This window comes from Paenibacillus sacheonensis (assembly GCF_009909195.1).
Classification (GTDB): domain Bacteria; phylum Bacillota; class Bacilli; order Paenibacillales; family Paenibacillaceae; genus Paenibacillus_Z; species Paenibacillus_Z sacheonensis.
Map to the genome: position 1 here is coordinate 54,443 of NZ_JAAAMU010000019.1, position 18,831 is coordinate 73,273.

An 18,831-nucleotide genomic window follows, 5' to 3' on the forward strand; every position below is an offset into this window, starting at 1 on the left:
GCCAGGTTAGGCTACTTAGGGTTTACCCCGGCGGGAGCGGAATGAAACAAGCCGGAACGGTTAAGCCCGGTCTTCGGCAGTACTTTAGGCGCAGGCGGCATACGACTAAAGCCCCCAGATTCACGCGCTCCTCTGCCCGTGTAAATGACAAATAGGCCGCCTGACGGCAGCGCCCTCATTATAGCAGATTATCAAAAGGAGCTGGAGCGGATGTTTCAGGAATGTTTTCACCACTCTCCCCGCAGCAATTGGGCCTACGCCTACGACATGGAAACCATTCACTTGCGCGTGCAGACCAAACGCGACGACGTGGAGGAAGTAACGGCCGTTGCCGGCGACAAATACGATTGGGGAAGCTTTAATGAAGAACTGCCGATGCTGAAGATCGCGACGGACCATTTCTTCGATTATTGGGAGGCGGAAGTGAAGCCCAAGTACAAGCGCTTCTCTTATATCTTTCGCCTGCGGCAGGGCGATGAGACCGTCTATTTGACCGAAGGGGGCATATGCGGGGATCAACCGCAGCCGGTTGCCGGCTATTACGAGTTTCCCTACATTCACGAGATCGATTTGTTCTCGGCGCCCGAATGGGCCAAATCGGCGGTGTTCTATCAAATCATGCCGGATCGCTTCGCGAACGGCGACCCGTCCATCAATCCGGAAGGCATGGCGGAATGGGGCGCCGCCCCTACCGGGGAAAGCTGCTTCGGCGGCGATCTCCAGGGGATTCTCGACCATCTCGACCACCTGACCGATCTCGGCGTGACGGCGGTCTATTTGACGCCGATCTTCAAATCCCCCTCCAACCACAAATACGACACGGTCGATTATATGAAGATCGACGAGCACTTCGGCGATAAGGATATGCTGAAGAAGCTCGTGCACGAATGCCATGAGCGCGGGATCCGCGTCGTGCTCGATGCGGTCTTCAATCATACGAGCGAGAATTTCCCGGCCTTCCAGGATGTGCTGCGCAATGGCGAGCAGTCGGAATACGCGGACTGGTTCCACGTGCGGACGTTCCCTGCCGAAGTGAAGGACGGCATCGCCACGTACGATACGTTCGGCTTCTTCGGCCAGATGCCGAAGCTGAACACGGCGAATCCCAAGACGAAGAAATATTTGCTCGACGTCGCCGACTATTGGATCCGCGAGACGAATATCGACGGCTGGCGGCTCGACGTGGCCAACGAAGTCGACCATCACTTCTGGCGCGCGTTCCGCCAGGTCGTGAAGGAGGCGAAGCCGGATGCCTATATCGTCGGGGAAGTATGGAACGACTCGCGCACATGGCTGCTCGGCGACCAGTTCGACTCGGTCATGAACTATCCGTTCGCCGATCGCGTGCTGGGCTTCTTCGCGGACGGCATGATCGACGGCCGGACCTTCTCGGAAGGCATGAACAACCTGCTCATGCGCTACCCGCAAGGGACCAACGAGGTCATCTTCAATCTGCTGTCGAGTCACGATACGCCGCGGGTGCTGACGCGGGCCGGAGGCAATAAGCTCAAGCTGAAGCTTGCGGTCGTCTTCCTGATGACGTACATCGGGACGCCGTGCATCTTCTACGGCGACGAGATCGGGCTTCAGGGCGGGAACGATCCGGATTGCCGCGGCTGCATGATCTGGGACGAGGAGCGGCAGGACCGCGAGTTATATGACTTCTACAAGCTGCTGATCGGCTTGCGCAAAGAGCATTCCGTGCTGCGAAGCGGCCGCTTCCGCTTCCTGAAGGCGGACCCGGAAGATGCGCGCATCATCTACGAGCGGCTCGGCGAGGGCGAGCATTTCACCGTTTGGATGAATCCGACCGGCGATCGGACCGTGCTGGAGCATGCCATGAACACGAATGACTGGCATGACGCGCTGACGGGCGACCATGCGCCTGCCGAGAACGGCGTGCAGAAGGTGGAGCTGGACCCGTGGGGGTATCGGATATTGCGGCGCGAGCTGTAGGACGGTGCACTGTTCTTCCGCAATGAAGGGGATGTCGGACTGTCGCGGAGCGCGGGCGGGGGCATCCCCTTCTTCGTGCGTTTGAATAAGCAGGCCTTGACGGCCCTTCTTGCCTAGTTCGAACACTGGTTCTAAAACACTAGTACACCCCGTGACTCTGTACCTGCTGCCGGTGCGGTCGCTTCGGCAACAGCGCGGCCCGTCCAACTGGTTACCCGCTTGTCGAACGCTTTTTCCCCGCTGTAGATGCGTAAAAAGTTAATAATACAGGGCATGCCACATATAATGAATCAGATGCAGTTCCAGCACTGCATGCGCAGCGTTCAAGACGCAGGCGTGGTGCAGGATACAGGCTATTCGCCAGGGCCGGCTCATGCCGGGCAAGCGCAACCTTCCAGCGCGCGGAAGGAGGTGCTTCCACCGGCGCAAGCAGGCTTCATTCCGCGCCATCTGCCTTCCCGGACATGCGTCAGTCATGAAAACGGGTGGTGATATACCCACCCATTCGCCGTTTGAAGCGTACTTTTTCCTGGGCAGGAGGAAATTTTTTTGGGCGTTTCATCCTATTTTGCCGCGTGTATATTTCTAATACAAACGGACTTCGGGGAGGAAACGAAATATGAATACGAATTCTTGTGTCGCAATGCTGCTTGCAGGTGGAGAAGGGCGCCGACTGGCGCCGCTAACGGAGTCCATGGCTAAGCCGGCCGTGCCTTTTGGCGGAAACTGCCGCATCATTGACTACACGCTCAGCAACTGCATCAACTCCGGAATCGGATCCATCGGGGTGTTGACGCAGTACATGGCGGATTCGCTTCATAAGCATATCGGGGACGGTTCCTCTTGGCACACGAACGGACAAACGGCGGACATCACGCTGCTGCCATCCAGCCGCGTCGGCGAGAACGGATATTTGGGAACGGCCGATGCGATCTATCAAAATATCGATTATATCGACCGGCAATCGCCCGAGCATGTGCTCATCCTCTCCGGCGACCATATCTATCGGATGGATTACCGCAGCATGCTGCAGGATCACGTGGCGTCCGGCGCGGCAGCCACGATCGCTGTCAAACGCGTGCCTTGGCGCGATGCCAGCCGCTTCGGCATCATGACCGCCGACGAGCGCCGGACGATCGTGGACTTTGTGGAAAAGCCGGCAAAGCCGACGAGCAATCTGGCTTCCATGGGCATTTATATTTTCAAATGGCAGGTGCTGCGCGACGCGCTGATGGCGGACCGCCTGAACCCCGCATCGAGCCATGACTTCGGCAAGGATATTATCCCGGCCTTGCTGCGGAACGGAACATCGATGCTGGCGCATGCATTCGACGGCTACTGGCGCGATGTCGGCACGGTGGAGAGCCTGTGGGAAGCCCACATGGACCTCATCGACGGCGAGCTGGAAGACGCGGCAGGAACGAAAGCGAAACCTTGGCCGATCCTATCCCGCCTGCTGAACAATTCGATGCGTACCTATGTATGTCCGAATGCGGACGTGCAGAGCTCCTACGTCCATCACGGCAGCTCGATTAAAGGCGACCTGGACCGGAGCGTCGTATTCGGGGACGTTGCCGTCGAAGAAGGCGCCGACATCCGGGAGAGCATCCTTATGCCGGGCTCCCGCATCGGCAAAGACGTTCGATTGTCCCGCGTCATTATCGGGGAAGGGGCCGTCATCGAAGACGGCGCGGTCATCGGCAGCCTGAACGGCGATGTTACCGTCATCGCGCCGGGCGACTGCGTCGCGGCGCACCCGCGCTTCGTCGTCACGCCGGATCGGCTGCCGCAGTCGCTGTTCGATCGGGAGGCGCCTGCCGTGGCGGCTATCGCGCTTGAGAAAGCATAAGAACGTTAGCCGAAGCTGACTTGCCCGCGGGCAGGACGGCTTCGGTTTTTTTGTTTTTGCCGGGGCTTATATGGTTGGGGATTGCGGATCGAGAGTCTAGGTTCGATCGGTCGAACTCGCCGGCCGGCCATCAGCAAGTTCTTAGCATGACCTGGACGCACGCGCATTGAGATGCAGAAGCATTGGGACGCACGCGCATTGGGTGCGTATACCCGTCCCTGCCGGCATGCACAAAAGCAACGCACCAACATATCTAATGCACGAATGCCCGAACGCGCGAGAGAATATCTCTCGCACGCTCGGGCATTTACTTGCTTTTCGCGCAGTATGCGGTTCGCTCATTCGCGCTGCCTCGTTTAGCCGCACCTTCTACAAGCGCACGGAGCGGCGCTCGTCGGCCGCCTTCATCATCGCTTCGATGAGCTTCAGCGAGACGAGTCCGTCCCGCGCGCTTACCGGCGGTTTCTTGCCCTCCACGATGCAGTCGACGAACGCATTGATGACGCCGCTGTCGGTTTGGTTGTCGTTCGTCTGGATTCCTTCGATTTCGTATTCGCGCGAGGTGCCGTCGCTTCGTTTCACTTGCACGGGAAACGTTTCGTTCGCGAAAATTTTCAAAATCCCTTTCTCGCCGTAGAGCACCGTGCTGTTATCTTCCTCGCCGTAATACGTCCAGCTGAGCGCAACGGTACCGAGCACGCCGCCCTCCGTCTTCACGATGCAGACCATATTGTCGTTGACCGCGATCGGTTCGCCGTCCGCGTCGGTCTTGTGGAGCGCGCCGCCGAATGCCGCGATGTCGGCGATCTCGTCCTCCAGCAAATAACGAATGAGATCCAGCTTATGAATGCCGAGGTCGCCGGCAGCGCCGAGCACGGAACGCTCCTTGCTGAAGAACCACGAATCCGTGCTTTTCACGAACGCCCAATGCTCCGGCCCGCTGTGGCCGAACGTCGTCTGAAACGTCAGCACCTTGCCGATTTCGCCCGATTCGATCAGACGCCTGGCAACGACGTGGGCCTCCGAGAACCGCTGATTGTGACCGACCATCAGAATGCGCCCCGATTCCCTGCCCGCCTTCATCATCGCCCGCGCGCCTTCGACCGATGTCGCGATCGGCTTCTCGCACAGCACGTGTTTGCCTGCCTGCAGCGCGTCCACCGTCACTTCTTCATGCGTTTCGTTGGAGGTGCAGACGCTTACCGCATCAATATCGGGATCCGCGAGAATGGATGCAATGCTAGGCGCCGCCCGGCCCCCGTACACGTCCACCAGCCGCTCCGCCCGCTCGGGATTATGATCGAAGAACGCGGCAATTTCCACCTGCTCATTCGCTGCATATTCCGGCGCATGGCGAAATTCCGCAATCGAACCGCAGCCGATAATCGCGACTCTAATCGTCTTCATGTTGTTATCCCCCTCGTCCTCGTTCTAACCCGCCGTTCGTGCGCAGGCTTCTACTCCTTACTACCCCAATTCGGGCCGAATGAACGAGGTGGACGCTGCGAAGACCGGCTGAGTCGCATACTTAAACGCCGCAACAACCTTCGGTACGGCGAGCGGTTGTCCTAAAATACGCGTGGCACTGCGTGCAGGCGCCAGTAAATTCAAGTGTAAAATGTAATTATCTCCTATGCCTGCAGGCCATCATTCTGATTTAAGCGCAACACTGCACTTATTTGTGAGGAATTCCAGGCCATAGGCCATTTCGGATCGATAGTGCATAGTTGCTCTTACTCCTCGCAAATGAACGAATCGGATTAAAAGAAGTGTAAATTTGCACGTATTTCCAGAGCCCCAGCCCGGTGCGTAGAAACCCCGAGAACACGCGACTATTTAGGCTCTATGAGCTTCCGAATGATGGTAAAGCCATAGTTTATGACGGATCGCTATCCACTTTGATGCGAATGTAGAATGTAAATTCACGGGCCATACACAACTTCGGTGATTCCGAAGTCCTCGCCGGCTCCCGCCGCCGCTCACTCCATCTTAAACCGCTCAAGCTGCTCCCGAAGCCCCTCGCGCCGCAGTATTTCCACCTGCTTGTCGCCGATCAGATCATAATGCGGAAACGGCTGCCGGCGGTGGATGTGCTTCGGATCCAGCCCGTTCGCGCGGCACCAGGCGGCCAGCTTCTCCAAATCGTCGCAGCCGACCTTCGTCACGGTCTTGATGCCCACGAATCGCGGCTCGAGCCAATAATGCGTCATGAACGCGATCTCGCCTCTCCCCGCCTTCGCCTTCCAGCGCTCCAATTCCTCGCGTTTCACGCCGAATGCCATTTGACTGCCGCCTCCCTGTTAAGCGTTGTTCTGTCAGTATATCAAAAATCGAGCTTCATTCCTTTCAGCGTACCCAGCATGCACGGGACTGATCGGATTCAAGAAAATAACCCTCCACTCCCGTAAAGAAGTGAAGGGTTAAACGGTTGAACATTTAAACATGAGAGACGGTTGGCGGCACGCCTCTAAACTTATTCCAAGACGAGACTGCGCGGTGCGAAGAACACCGCTTCGACTTCTTTCGGCGGCAGCGGGCGGCTGAAATAATAACCTTGAATCTTCTCGCAGTCGTTGTCCGTCAGAATGTCCAGCTGCTCCTTCGTTTCAATGCCTTCCGCGATGACGTCCATGTTGAGATGCTGGGCCATCGAGATGATCGTCGCCACGATCGCCTTGTCGTTCTTGTTGACGGTAATGTCGCGGATGAAGGAACGGTCGATCTTCAGCGTATGAATCGGCAGCAGCTTGAGGTAGCTCAAGGAGCTGTAGCCCGTCCCGAAATCGTCCAAGCTAATGCGTATACCCAATTCCGTCAGTTCGTTCAAAATCGCGGTCGATACGGATGGGTCCATCATCATGCTCTCGGTAATCTCCAGCTCCAGGTATTGCGCCTCGAGGCCCGTCTCTTCCAAAATGCCCTTTATATAGACAGGCAAGTTCGACTGGTGAAACTGCTGGGACGATAAATTGACCGAGACCGTAATCTTCGGACCGCCCGCGTCATGCCACTGCTTCATCTGACGGCATGCTTCCCGCAGCACCCACGTTCCCAGCTCATAGATGATGCCCGTCTCTTCCGCGATCGGGATGAACACGCCGGGAGATATGACCCCTTTCACCGGGTGACGCCATCGGACCAGCGCTTCGACGCCGATCATTTGGCTGTCCGAAGACCGGATTTGAGGCTGGTAATCGAGGTACAGCTGCTCCCGCAGAATGGCCTGCCGGAGATCGATTTCCAGCTCGATCTTCTCCTGCAGCTGCGCGTTCAGCTCGCCCGTGTAGAATTGATACCCGTTCTTGCCGTTCCTCTTCACCTCGTACATGGCGGTGTCCGCATTCTTGAGCAGCTGCACCGCGTCCTCCCCATCATCCGGATAGACGGCAATGCCGATGCTCGCCGTAACATAGAAATCATTCTCTTTCAGCCGATAAGGCACGCTGATCTCGGCAATGACCTTCGTCGCGATTCCGGCCACCTCGTCCATATCGCAGCAAGGATCGCACAGGAACGTGAATTCATCTCCCCCCAAGCGGGCCACGGTCACCCGATCTGCGGAGATGCAGGTTTGAATCCGCTTGCCGACCTCCTGCAAAAACAAATCGCCGTACGTATGTCCCAGCGAGTCATTAATCAGCTTGAAGCGGTCGATATCCATCATCATCACGCAGAAACGTTCGGCGCGCCGCTCGATCATGCCGTTAAGCGCTTGGTTGAACATCCGCCTGTTGGGCATGCCCGTCAGTTCGTCATGGAACGCAAGGTATTGAATTTTTTCCTTGGAGGCATGCTCCTCCGTGATGTCCTTGGCGATGATATAGCTCCCGGCCACCTTGCCCTCTTGCTCGACCGGCACGTTGACGACGTTGAGCTCGACGCGATGCCCCAGCCGATGAGTGATCGCGGTTTGATAGCTTTGCATCTCGCCGTTCAGCGATTTCAAGAACAGCTCTCTCGTCCGTTCCCGCTCCTCCGGAACGATGAACGGCAGAATGCCGTCGATCGACCCGCTCCGGAACCAGTCGGCGGATATTCCCGTCAGCCTGACGATGGCCGAATTAAAGCCCGTGATGCGATTGTGCATGTCGATGGAAATGATGCCGTCCTGATTGTTGTCGAATAGCGACTTGTACCATTTCTCGCCTTGCCGGATCTCGGACTCCTTGCTGGCGAAGCGATTGGAGATGAAGATGCCGAATATGGACAGTCCCAGCGTCAGAAGCGTGCCGCCAGCTATGAAATAAGGAAGGAACGTATGGTTCAGGAGAATGCCGGAAGCCCTGTAGGAAGCATCCCTCTCTTGAAACCGCGCGGCATGCATGCCCGTGTAATGCATCCCTACGACCGCAGCCCCCATGATGAAGCTGCTCCCGAGCTTCTTCCATACGCTGCCCCGGTCATTCCCCGTCCGCAAATAAAAGGCCAGCCAGAACGCCGCGAACGAAGCGCCGATCGCGATGAGCACGGAGCACGTGAACCAGAAGGGATCGTAGCTTATGCGGATCTCCATCGCGCCCATGCCGATATAATGCATCGCCGATATGCCAACGGCAAGCAGCATGCCTCCGCCAAGCAGATGGGGCAGCGTCAGCTTGCTTCGGCCCACGACGTACAGCGCCCCGAACGAAGCGGCTATGACCACCACCACCGAAAGCAAGACCATGCCGAGATCGTATGCGACGGAGATGCTGAGCGAGAAAGCCAGCATGCCTACAAAATGCATGGACCATACGCCAAGCCCCATCGCGACTGCGCCGAACAGGACCCAGCCCCAGCGTTGAATGCCCTTGGCCGTACTAATCCTGCCGACCAAATCAAGCACCGTATACGACGCGACCACGGCAACCACATAAGAGAATAAAACCAGCAGCATATCATACGAACCATGCATGTGATGCACGAATATCCCCCTTTCCGTTCCATCAACCGCGGAACAGTGAAAGTCCTAGTCCATTAATCATAAACGGAATTTTTCCATTATCAAGAAGAAAATTCGAGAAATTTTGACATTATGCATCAGGTTTCGATACGTCTCGCGCTCGCGGCTCGAATCGGACCCTGAGAATGAAGAAAAGGATGGTCTCGACGATGCTCGAGATCCATCCTTCTCCTGCGCTTACCCTGCTTGCAAGCGCTCCGAATTGCCTTCCCGAACGGGGCTTCGCCCTACAACTCCACCAAGCTCCGAATCTCGCTCGCCCGAACGATCGCCTCGAGCACCTCCTGGTTCCGGTACCCGTCGATAATGCCGGGCAAGCCGTCCGTCTCCGTGCCGTCGAGCAGCGCGAGGAAGTCGTCGTACTGCTTGATCCTGCAGCGCTGCGGAACGGCGATCGTCGACCGCGACAGCTGGCCTTCCCCGTCTTCCCCGATAAGCACGGTATGGCCTTCATCCAGCGTCGAAGCGTGAATCGTGCCCGTGTCGCCGTAGATGGAGATTTCATGCTGGTTGCCCGATCCGATCGCGTTGCGCGACGATTGGAAGACGCCGCGAATATCGCCCGTCATCCGCGCCTGGAAGCTGACGAAGTCGTCCACCTCGATCCGCACCGGCTCGCCCGTCAGCGGATCCGGACGCTCCGGAACGATCGTCTGCATCTGCGCCGTCAGCTCCAGGAATTCGCCGCCGAACAGGAATCGCGCCAAATCGATCATGTGCGAGCCGAGATCGCCGAGCGTGCCGGTACCCGTGATCGCCTTATCGAACCGCCATACGAACGGACAGTTGTACTGCGCCGCGCCCCAGCCTTGCAAATATTGACTGGAGAAGCTGCGCACCCGGCCGATCCGTCCCTGCCGTACCAGCTCGCGCGCATATCGGAACGCCGGCGTGTAGCGGTAGGTGAATCCGATCATCGCCGCTACCGGCTGGCGCTCGTAGAGCGCCAGCAGCGGAACGGCTTCCTCGAAGTCGCGCGTGAACGGCTTCTCGGCCAGGAACGGCTTGCCCGCTTCCAGGCAGGCGCGAACGATGGCCGCATGCACGTTGTTCGGCGTCACGGAGACGACGGCATCCACGTCCGGGTCCGCGATCAGCCGCTCGAAGTCCGCATAGCGCTTCGCTTCGGAGATGCCGAGCTTATCGCCCATGTCCGCAAGCGCCGGCGGATTGACGTCGCTGATAGCGACGAGCCGGAAGCGTCCGCCCATCTCGGACATCCATCTGATGTGAGCCTGCCCCATGCCCCCGAGGCCGATTAAACCGATTCGAAATGTCTTCATCCTATGCTCTCTCCCTTGTTTCAACGAAGAATGAAACCGCTTAAGCGGAAAAATAAAGAAAAAGGACAACCCGCGGGTTATCCCCTTTCCTATCTTCGTATGATTCTTCCCTTCAAGCAAGCCCTATTTCCCGTTCGCGGCGCGCCATTCGTCGATCTGCTTCTGGGCTTCGGAGATGATTTTATCGAGTCCGGCCGCCTTGAGCTTGTCGATCATCTTCGGGAGATCCTTCTCGGGATCGAGCTGGCCCGACTGCAGGCCCGGATCGTACGTGCTCTGCACCTTGCCGACGGCGATCAGCTCGTTCTTCACCGGCTCGGAATCGAAGACGAAACCGATGATCGGCGACGACTGGCTTTTGACCATCTCGTTGAACTGCTCGTAGTTCTGGTACTTGTTCGGATCTTCGCCAAGACGCGTGAAGTTCAGCATCTGGTTGCCGAGCTGCCATTGGTTGTCGTGATAGAAACCGACGTTGTCCTTCGTCTTGCCTTGCGGCAGGTCGATCTGACCGTTGTTCAGCGCGTAATGCGTGCCTTCCACGCCATAGTTGAACAGTGTCAGCAGCTTCGCGTCCTTGTAGAACAGGTCAAGCAGCATCATGGCGCGGGCAGGATCCTTGGAGGTTTGGGAAATGGCCTGCAGCGTCGCGGACAGCTTCGACGTGTGCAGCCGGTCGATGTTCATCGGCACCTGGATGATGTCCATGCCGAGCTGCGCGCTCTTGCCGTCCATGTGCGACGGCTTGCCGATGGCCATGTCCTTGACGATCTCGAGATCCGTGCCGATGGCGGCAAATGCCGTCTTCGCCTGAATCTTCTTCCAAATGTCTACGCCCGGCGTCGTAGCGTCCTTGTTGATATAGCCGGCTTTGTACCAGTCATGCGTCAGCTTCGCCAGCTCCATGTAGCGCGGCGTCTCGTACATGTCGACGACTTTGTACGTGTTGTCCGCATTGGTATCCCGTTGATCGAGCCCAACCGGACCGATAATGCTCTCCATGCTGCCGGAGCCGAAGTAAGCGCCCAGCGGGAAAGCCGGACCGACGGCAGGCGTCACGCTTGGCTCGTTCTCCTTGATCGTCTTCAGGATCGGCTCCAGGTCCTTGAACTCGCCGGACGCCAGCGGCGCCAGGTCGATATGGTACTTGTCGACGAGATCCTTGCGCAGCGCGATGCCCTGCGGATTGCCGAGCTCTTGATGCACGTGGATGCCGTACAGCTTGCCTTTGCGCTTCGCGCCGTCGAGAAGATCGCCTTCGACCGACTTGATGTCCGGTCCGTATTGATCCACCAATTCGTCGAGCGGCAGCAGGGCTCCCTTGTTGACCTGCGTCTCGAAGTTCATCCAGTTGGCCGTCCACAGCAGGTCGAATTTCTCGCCCGAGGACATCATCAGATTGAGCTTATCCGTATAGGCGCCCCAGTCGATCGGATTTAGTTTGACCGTCATGTTCATCTGCGGGTAGGTTTTCTGCAAATAGTCGTTCATTGCGGTCTGGACCGCGGCGAGATCGTTCTGTTTGCCGTCCGGATAGATCATGACGACCTCGTACGGATCGAGCGGCTTCTCGGCCCCGGCGTTGCCGGAATTGGCGTTCGCCGCCTGATTGTTCCCCGCCGCCTGATCGTTCGCAGGCTGGTTCGCGTCTTGGTTGTTCGTCTGGCCGGCGTTCTCGCCCGTGCTGCCGTTGTTGCCGTTGTTGCCGCAGCCCGCCGCAAGAAGCGCGAACGAAAGCAGCAGCGATGAAGCGAGCATGGACCCTTTTCTAATCGAATGCATGTCTGTGACCTCCCGATTTCATTATGAGCAGGATTGCTTCTCTTCCTCTTATCTATCGCTAGACCGGCCGCGCGGCCGGGATTAGCCGTGCGTCTGATCAGCCTTTGACCGCGCCTATCGTTAGGCCTTTGACAAAATACTTCTGAAGAAACGGGAACACTAGCGCCACCGGCAGCACCGCGATGATGGCCATCGCCATCCGGAGTTCCTCGAGCGGCTGAACCTGCAGGGAAGCGGCGTCGATATGCGCTTTGTCCGCGACCGATTGCAAGTACTGGGCGTTCATTAACGTGTTATACAGGAAATATTGCAGGTTGTACAGCTTGTCGGTATTGATGAACACGAGACTCGTAAACCAGTCGTTCCAATAGCCGACGATGGTGAACAGTCCGATCGTGGCCAGCACCGGCAGCGACAGCGGGATGATGATGTTGAAGTACGTGCGGTATTCGCTCGCCCCATCGATCTGCGCGGAGTCGATCAAGGACGGCGGAATGCTGGTCGTGAAGTACGTCCGTATGATGAATACGTTGAACGCGCCGAGCAAGCCCGGAACGATCAGGGCAAACAGCGTATTTTGCAAATGAAGGAACTTCGTATAGACGAGGTACCAGGGAAGCAGGCCGCCTCCGAACAGCATCGTGATGAGCACGAACAGGCTGACGGCGCCGCGGTACGGAAAATCCTGCCGCGACAGCGAGAACGCCAGCGCCGACGTAACGAGCAGGCTTACTGCCGTGCCGATGACCGTCACGAGGATGGACACGCCGAACGAGCGCAGAATCGGCTCCGCATCATGGATGAGAAACCGGTAGGCGACGAGGTCGAACTCCCGCGGCCAGAAGCTGTAGCCGTATTTCGCCAGCGCGTTCTGACCCGACAGGGACACCATCAGAATGAGCCAGAACGGGATGAGGCAGGCCAAGCTGCCCAAGATGAAGACGATCGTGATGACCGGGTTGGTCCGGTTATGCTCCAGCATGCTCTCCCTCCTTAGAATAACGAATTGTCGTTGCTTACTCGCTTCACGACCATGTTGACCGACACGACGAGGATGAAACCGACGACGGATTGCAGCAGGCCGGCGGCAGAAGCTAAGTTCGTATCGCCCGAAACCAAGAGCGCGCTGTAGACGTACGTGTCGATGACCTCGGTCGTGCTCTTCAGCATCCCCGAATTCATCGTCACCTGATAGAAGAGGCCGAAGTCGGCGCTGAAGATGCGTCCGATCGCGAGCAGCGTGAGAATGATGATGACCGGGATGAGAAACGGCAGCGTGATCTTCGTCATTTGCTTCCACTTGCCGGCGCCGTCGAGCATGGCGGCCTCGTAATATTCCTTGTCGATGCCGACGATCGTCGCCAGATAGATAATGGAGCCGAAGCCGACCGATTTCCAAATGTTCACGACCGTCAGGATATACGGCCAATATTGCGGCTCCATATACCAGGACACGCCCTCGCGCCCCATCGGCTCCAGAATGGACTTGTTGATGAAGCCCAGCTCCGGATTGAAGAAGCCGAACGCCAGATACGCCACGACGACCATCGAGATGAAGTGCGGCAGCAGCATCGTGCTTTGATAAAACTTGGACATGGCGCGGTTCTTGACCTCGTTGAGGAGGAGCGCCACGAGCACGGACAGCACCGTATTGATGACGAGGAAGGCCAAGTTATAGCCGATCGTATGGGCGATCGTGTACCAGATATCGTTCGTGGTGAACATGAATTTGAAATTGTCGAGACCGTTCCACGCGCTGCCCCATATGCCCCGCGAGAAATTAAAATCCTTGAACGCCAGGAACACGCCGAACATCGGCAAATAGTTGTTGACGAGCAGCAGCAGAATGCCCGGCAGCGCCAATATCCATAACGCCCTGTATTTCCACAGCTTCCGGAGCGGATTGCGCCCGGTCCTGCTCCCCCATTCGCCTGCCGCCGCTGTCGCTCTTTGCTTCCCGATCTCCAAGGGGGACACCTCCTGTTGCTTGATGCTCTAATCATACCGGGCGCCGAGCGGGGCATCCGCCGTTTTTGATACCTGGGGAGAGTCGTTTTGTGACCGGTTCGGATGTGGTGCGCGATCGGCGCGCGGGGTGATCAGGGCGAGGGCATGTTCGGGGCGCGGCAGGGCCGGGGCGAAGGCGCATGGGAGGATCTTCGTTCTTCCGAGCGGCCGCAACCGAACTTCTTCGGCCGAAACCGGTGGATCCGAATCCGGGGAAAGCGTTCTTGAGGACGGGACCGCCAGAGCTTAGCCGCCGGGACCTGCCGATTCTACCGACCGCAAATAAAGAGCGAGCCGTTAACGGCCCGCTCTTTCCAGGTTGTTGAAACAAAGCTGCGCTTACGAGCGCTCGGGCCCTGTTGACGAACAGCGATTATAGACCGAATCGGCCTCGACAAGCGGCGGCGGCATGCGAACCGTGCTTCTCCGACTTGGCCGACTATGCGATACCAATAGCTGCCGAGCGCAGCGGGTGACAGGAATGCCGCCGGAGGCGTAACGATTGCCAGCGCGGCTATTCCATGAAAAAGGCCGCTTATGAAACGCTAATGATTGTGACAGGCGTTAATGGGCGGATAAGAGCTGATCAGCGCGAAAAACCTCGTAATAAGATCGCTGACAATCGTTAGCTCTATGAAATGGACATTGGGAAGCCGATTAAGCTCTCCCACAACCGTTAGCGTAAGGTGGAGAGGCTCATTTTCGACCAACACGATGATTTTGTTTGCATCGGCAAGCAGCGCGGCCCGATTAAACCCGATCCATTTCCGCTTTTTTGGCTTTCCCGGCGTTCGGATCGTGCGGGCCGCCAAAGGCCCGCTCCTTCAGACGAACTAGATGCATTTTCGCGCCTCGGCTCTGCTATCCCCGCCCGCTCCGGTACTCCTGCGGATTGACGCCATAATACTTGCGGAACGTCTTCGTAAAATGCGAGAAGTTCGCGTAGCCTACCTGCTGGGCGATCATGCTGACCGTCATGCCCGTCGCATCCATCAGCTGCTTGGCCCGGTTCATTTTGCATTCGATGAGATAGTCGATCAGGTTCTTGCCGGTCTCCTTCTTGAAGAGACGCGAGAGATAGGCCGGATTGAGACCGACGTGCGCGGCAACGTCCTCGCGGGAAATATCCTCCTCGACGTTCGCTTTCACGAACGACAGCGCCTGCCGGGCGAAGCCGTTCTGCTCGCTCTCCTCCAGCACGGCATCCATGACGGCGGATACGAGATTAACCGCCCAATGCTTATACTGCGCCAGGCTGCGGACCGGCGTCGACAGCCAAAGCGCCGCGCTTGGCACCTCGTGCACGCTCAGTCCTTTGACTCCGAGAAAATGATAGATGACCTGCAGCAGATCCTGATAGGCCATCTCCAGCTGTTTCTCCCCGCCCACCGTCGATTTCTCGAGCCCCGCGCAGATCTGCTGGATTCTGCCGAGGATACGGTCCCGATGGCCCCCAATCATATAACTCGACCACTCCGAGATATCGATGCCCGCGTAGGCCGAAGCGGCGGAGTCGGGGACGGCTGTACCGCTGTACAGGTGAACGGCACCGGAGCTCGTCAGATTGTGGCGCTCCATCTCCCTCAAGCGGTCGCAGCATTCCGGCACTTCATTGACGTCCGAGCAGATGCCGACATAGCAAGAAACCTGGCCGTAGAAGTACGAGGCGCATGCCTCGATGAACCGGCTGCCGGCCGCTGCCCAGTGCTCGCTGCCGAGCCGCGCCTGCTCCGCCTCGGAGGCATAGCACATGACGAACGGGACGTCGTTCTTATCCGTCACGACATGCCCCGGGCGTCCGTCCAGCAGCAGCTCCTCGGCGGCCTTCTTCACCGCATAGGCCATGATCTCTTGATCCCGCTCGTGGAGCGGCCGCTGCCATTCCTCGATGCTGATCAGAATAGGCAGCACTTTCGCCCCGGGAGGCAGCGCGATCTGCGCATCCTGAAGCGCCCGCTCCAGGAAATCGCCGAAGGACAAGATTCGGCGCGACAGCAGATCCCGCCAGAAGCGCTCCGCCAGCACCGGCTGCTGCTTGCTCCATAACGTCTGGTACTGCCGGAATTGCTCCGCATGGCGGGACTGCTCCTCCCGGCTTCGAATGGCGTCCAGCATCTGCTTCACCACGCCGGCCAGCTCGTCGCTGTCGACGGGTTTCAGCAAATAATCGAAGCTCTTCAGCTGGAAGGCTTCCTTGGCGTAGGCGAATTCGCTGTGACAGGTCAGGAATACCGCTTCCGTGTGCGGCGAGTATTCTTTCGCCCAGCGGACCAAGGATAAGCCGTCTTCGTCCGGCATCTCGATGTCGCAGACCAGGATATCGACCCGGCGCTCCAGCAGCACCGCGCGCGCTTCGCCCGCGCTGCCCGCCGTGCGTACCGATTCAATGCCGAGCGCGGACCAGTCATGACAGTGCAGGATCCCCTCGGCGGCGTATTTCTCGTCATCGACGATCAGCATGTTATACATCGTTTCTCTCCTCCGGAAATGACATCGGCAGCAGAATCCGAACGACGGTTCCTCGCGGCTCGCCCGCCTGGAAGATCAGCCGTGCCCGGTCGCCGTAGCGCATCGCGAGCCGCTGCTTCACGTTCCATATCCCGATATTGCTGTCTTCCGATACGGGCGCGTAATCGGGCGCGTTCAGCTCTTCGAGCTTCTCGGGCGGAATGCCTTTGCCGTTATCGCGTACTTCGATCAGCATGACACCCTCGCCTCCCCCGGCTCCTTCGGACTCGGCGCGGCTGGCCGTAATATCGAGCCGGAACGGGACATGCTGCAGGCTCATGCCGTGGATCATGGCATTCTCCACGAACGGCTGCACGAACAACGACGGAATGTGCACGTCCTTCAGCTCCTCGGCGATCTCGATGCCGAACAGGAACGACTCCTGGTAGCGCATCCGTTGAATTTCCAAGTAATTGCGGATATGCGCCGTCTCCTGCTCCAGCGTGATCGTATCCCGCTTGACGGTCATCATGAACCGGAAATACTGCACGAGCAATCGCACCGTCTTCTTCACCAGCTCATAGCGCTTCAGATCGACCAGTTGAAAGATGATATTCATCGTATTCAGGAAGAAATGCGGGTTGATTTGCAGCTGCAGCTGCTTCATCTGCGCCTTCTGCGCCCGCAGGCGCTCCTCGTAAACGTCGATTTTGAGATCGACGATTTCCTCCACCATGCCGTTGAACGTATGGTTGATGATATTGAATTCGACCGTGCCGGACGACGGCAAACGCGCGCTCATATTCCCTTCCTTGATGCGGCGAATCGCGCCAAGCAATTGGCGGATCGGCGTGAAGATCAGGCTTCGGAAAATAAACCCGTACGCGATCAGGATCGCCAGGACGATCAGCGGCAGCAGGTACGTGAACGTCTGGAAGGCGTTCAATCCCCGGAGCAGCTCCGAATTCGGGATGACGACCGCCGTGTGGATGCCCACGTTGCGGGAGCGGCTCGTGACGACGAGCAGCTTTTCTTTGCCGCCGTTCGCATCGGTCGTAAACGCATGATTCTTGTTCAGCTCCGCCGGAGGCAGGCGCTTCAGGGAATCCAGAGGCTCGGCGGCATTGGACAGCACCGTGCCGTCGTCGCCCGCGAACAGCAGGTCGCTGCCCTCCGGCAGATTCAAGCTGCCAAGCGGCGTCCGCAAGCTGTTAATATTGATCAGCGCCCCGATATAAGCGTTGTTGGTGTCGTCGTCGCTGACGATCCTGTACAGGAAGTACTGATCCGAAATATGGACGACCGACCATTTGTACATCGCCTTCTTCAGGCTGTCGGAATGGTAGAAGGAATCCGTCAGCCAGCCGCGGACGACTTCGTAATAGGAAGCCGCTTCGCCGGTTAAGTTGGTCGAAACCAGCAGGTCGTTAGGCTTCGAGTAAATGAAGAACATATCGACCGTGTGGTAATAGGATTGGTAGTAATCGTTGCGGCGAATGAGCTCCATCTGGGCGAAATACGAGTCCGATCCCGACAGGCCGGGCTGCTCGAACAACCGGAAGTTATCGTCGTGATTGACGATGTCCACCATGTTCAGCGTGATGTCGTCCAGGCTTCGGTCGATCATGTTCAGATTGGAGTTGACGAGGTTCTCGTAGGACTTCGCAACCTGCGTCAGCACGACTCCCTTGGCGTAATCGCCGGCCAAATAAAGGATGATGAGCAGCGGTATCGTGACGGCGCCGAACAGGATGACGAGCCGCGAGCCGAGCGTTCTGGTATTCAGTTTCCACATGGGACGTCATGCCCCGGCGTCCGGGGATCCCCTCTCTGCTGTGTTGGGACGACTCCGTGCAATTTCCAGTGATACATGGGAGTGACTCTGCTGCGCCATGCGCTCATGCCTGGCTGATGCGTTCCTGCCACTGCCGCGCCATGCGCTCATGCTGCGCTGATGCGTTTCTTCCGCTGCTGCGCCATGCGCTCATGCTCGGCTGATGCGTTTCTTCCGCTGCTGCGCCATGCGCTCATGCTGCGCTGATGCGTTCCTTCCACTACCGCGGCATTCGCTCATGCTGCGCTGATGCGTTCCCGCCATGCTTTCAGAAAAATAGGTGCAATTCTGCAACTAATTTCGCCGAAATTACCCAAAAAACAGAAATAGGTGCATATCTGCAACTAATCAGCCAACGCTGAGCCTATTCAGCGGTAATCCGGATGAATAAGTGCACTTTTGCACTTATTTTGTTTAATCCTCGTTTGTATTCAAAAATAAGTGCATATTTGCAACTAATCCGAGGAGCTATGCCACTCACGCAGCACGCACGTATGCACGCAAGCTCGCACGTATGCACGCAGCACGTCGCAGCACGAACATACGAATGCAAGTACCTGCACAACACGCACGCATCGTTCGATACCCCTTAACGCGTTCCCGCCAGTATGCCCAAAGAAGCGGCGGCCTCGGCCGACGCTTCCCTGTATCGTGCATATGGCTGCGCTGTCGCGCGTAATCGGTTGCCGCTTCGTCGCTGGATCGATTCCAGTATACTATAAGTAAAGCG

Annotated in this window: 12 protein-coding genes; 2 read left to right on the forward strand and 10 right to left on the reverse strand. The window is 57.7% G+C overall.

What is annotated here, in order from left to right; genetic code table 11:
- Nucleotides 1-210 precede the first annotated feature (210 nt).
- Nucleotides 211-1,956 (forward strand): alpha-glycosidase, encoded by a 1,746-nt coding sequence (locus GT003_RS25930; RefSeq protein WP_161703463.1) that lies wholly within the window; start codon nucleotides 211-213, stop codon nucleotides 1,954-1,956.
- A gap of 619 nt (nucleotides 1,957-2,575) precedes the next feature.
- On the forward strand, nucleotides 2,576-3,805 hold the full coding sequence (locus GT003_RS25935; RefSeq protein ID WP_161703465.1) for a glucose-1-phosphate adenylyltransferase: 1,230 nt from the start codon (nucleotides 2,576-2,578) through the stop codon (nucleotides 3,803-3,805).
- Between the two features lie 369 nt (nucleotides 3,806-4,174).
- Here GT003_RS25935 and GT003_RS25940 read toward each other — a convergent pair whose 3' ends face one another.
- The 10 genes from GT003_RS25940 to GT003_RS25985 all read right to left on the reverse strand — a co-directional run bounded on the left by GT003_RS25940 (nucleotide 4,175) and on the right by GT003_RS25985 (nucleotide 18,062).
- The gene (locus GT003_RS25940; protein WP_161703467.1) at nucleotides 4,175-5,212 is read right to left on the reverse strand and encodes a Gfo/Idh/MocA family protein; all 1,038 of its coding nucleotides are present in this window, start codon (nucleotides 5,210-5,212) and stop codon (nucleotides 4,175-4,177) included.
- A gap of 572 nt (nucleotides 5,213-5,784) precedes the next feature.
- Entirely contained in the window at nucleotides 5,785-6,087 is a 303-nt protein-coding gene (locus tag GT003_RS25945) for a hypothetical protein (protein ID WP_161703469.1), read from the reverse strand.
- A gap of 191 nt (nucleotides 6,088-6,278) precedes the next feature.
- Nucleotides 6,279-8,699 carry an EAL domain-containing protein gene (locus tag GT003_RS25950; protein WP_161703571.1) on the reverse strand — a complete coding sequence of 807 codons (2,421 nt, stop codon included), beginning with the start codon at nucleotides 8,697-8,699 and terminating at the stop codon, nucleotides 6,279-6,281.
- Nucleotides 8,700-8,974: 275 nt separating this feature from the next.
- Entirely contained in the window at nucleotides 8,975-10,030 is a 1,056-nt protein-coding gene (locus tag GT003_RS25955; protein WP_161703472.1) for a Gfo/Idh/MocA family protein, read from the reverse strand.
- 123 nt (nucleotides 10,031-10,153) lie between these two features.
- Nucleotides 10,154-11,812 (reverse strand): ABC transporter substrate-binding protein, encoded by a 1,659-nt coding sequence (locus GT003_RS25960; RefSeq protein ID WP_161703474.1) that lies wholly within the window; start codon nucleotides 11,810-11,812, stop codon nucleotides 10,154-10,156.
- Between the two features lie 97 nt (nucleotides 11,813-11,909).
- Nucleotides 11,910-12,794, reverse strand: a complete 885-nt coding sequence (locus tag GT003_RS25965) for a carbohydrate ABC transporter permease (protein ID WP_161703476.1) — start codon at nucleotides 12,792-12,794, stop codon at nucleotides 11,910-11,912.
- 11 nt (nucleotides 12,795-12,805) lie between these two features.
- The gene (locus GT003_RS25970; RefSeq protein ID WP_170312342.1) at nucleotides 12,806-13,780 is read right to left on the reverse strand and encodes an ABC transporter permease; all 975 of its coding nucleotides are present in this window, start codon (nucleotides 13,778-13,780) and stop codon (nucleotides 12,806-12,808) included.
- A gap of 584 nt (nucleotides 13,781-14,364) precedes the next feature.
- On the reverse strand, nucleotides 14,365-14,631 hold the full coding sequence (locus GT003_RS25975; RefSeq protein WP_161703478.1) for a hypothetical protein: 267 nt from the start codon (nucleotides 14,629-14,631) through the stop codon (nucleotides 14,365-14,367).
- Nucleotides 14,632-14,680: 49 nt separating this feature from the next.
- Nucleotides 14,681-16,288, reverse strand: coding sequence for a helix-turn-helix domain-containing protein (locus GT003_RS25980; RefSeq protein ID WP_161703480.1), 1,608 nt, complete (start codon nucleotides 16,286-16,288; stop codon nucleotides 14,681-14,683).
- A complete protein-coding gene (locus tag GT003_RS25985) occupies nucleotides 16,281-18,062 on the reverse strand; it encodes a sensor histidine kinase (RefSeq protein WP_161703482.1) in 1,782 nt (593 codons plus the stop codon). Before GT003_RS25985 ends, GT003_RS25980 begins: the two co-directional genes overlap by 8 nt.
- Between the last annotated feature and the right edge of the window lie 769 nt (nucleotides 18,063-18,831).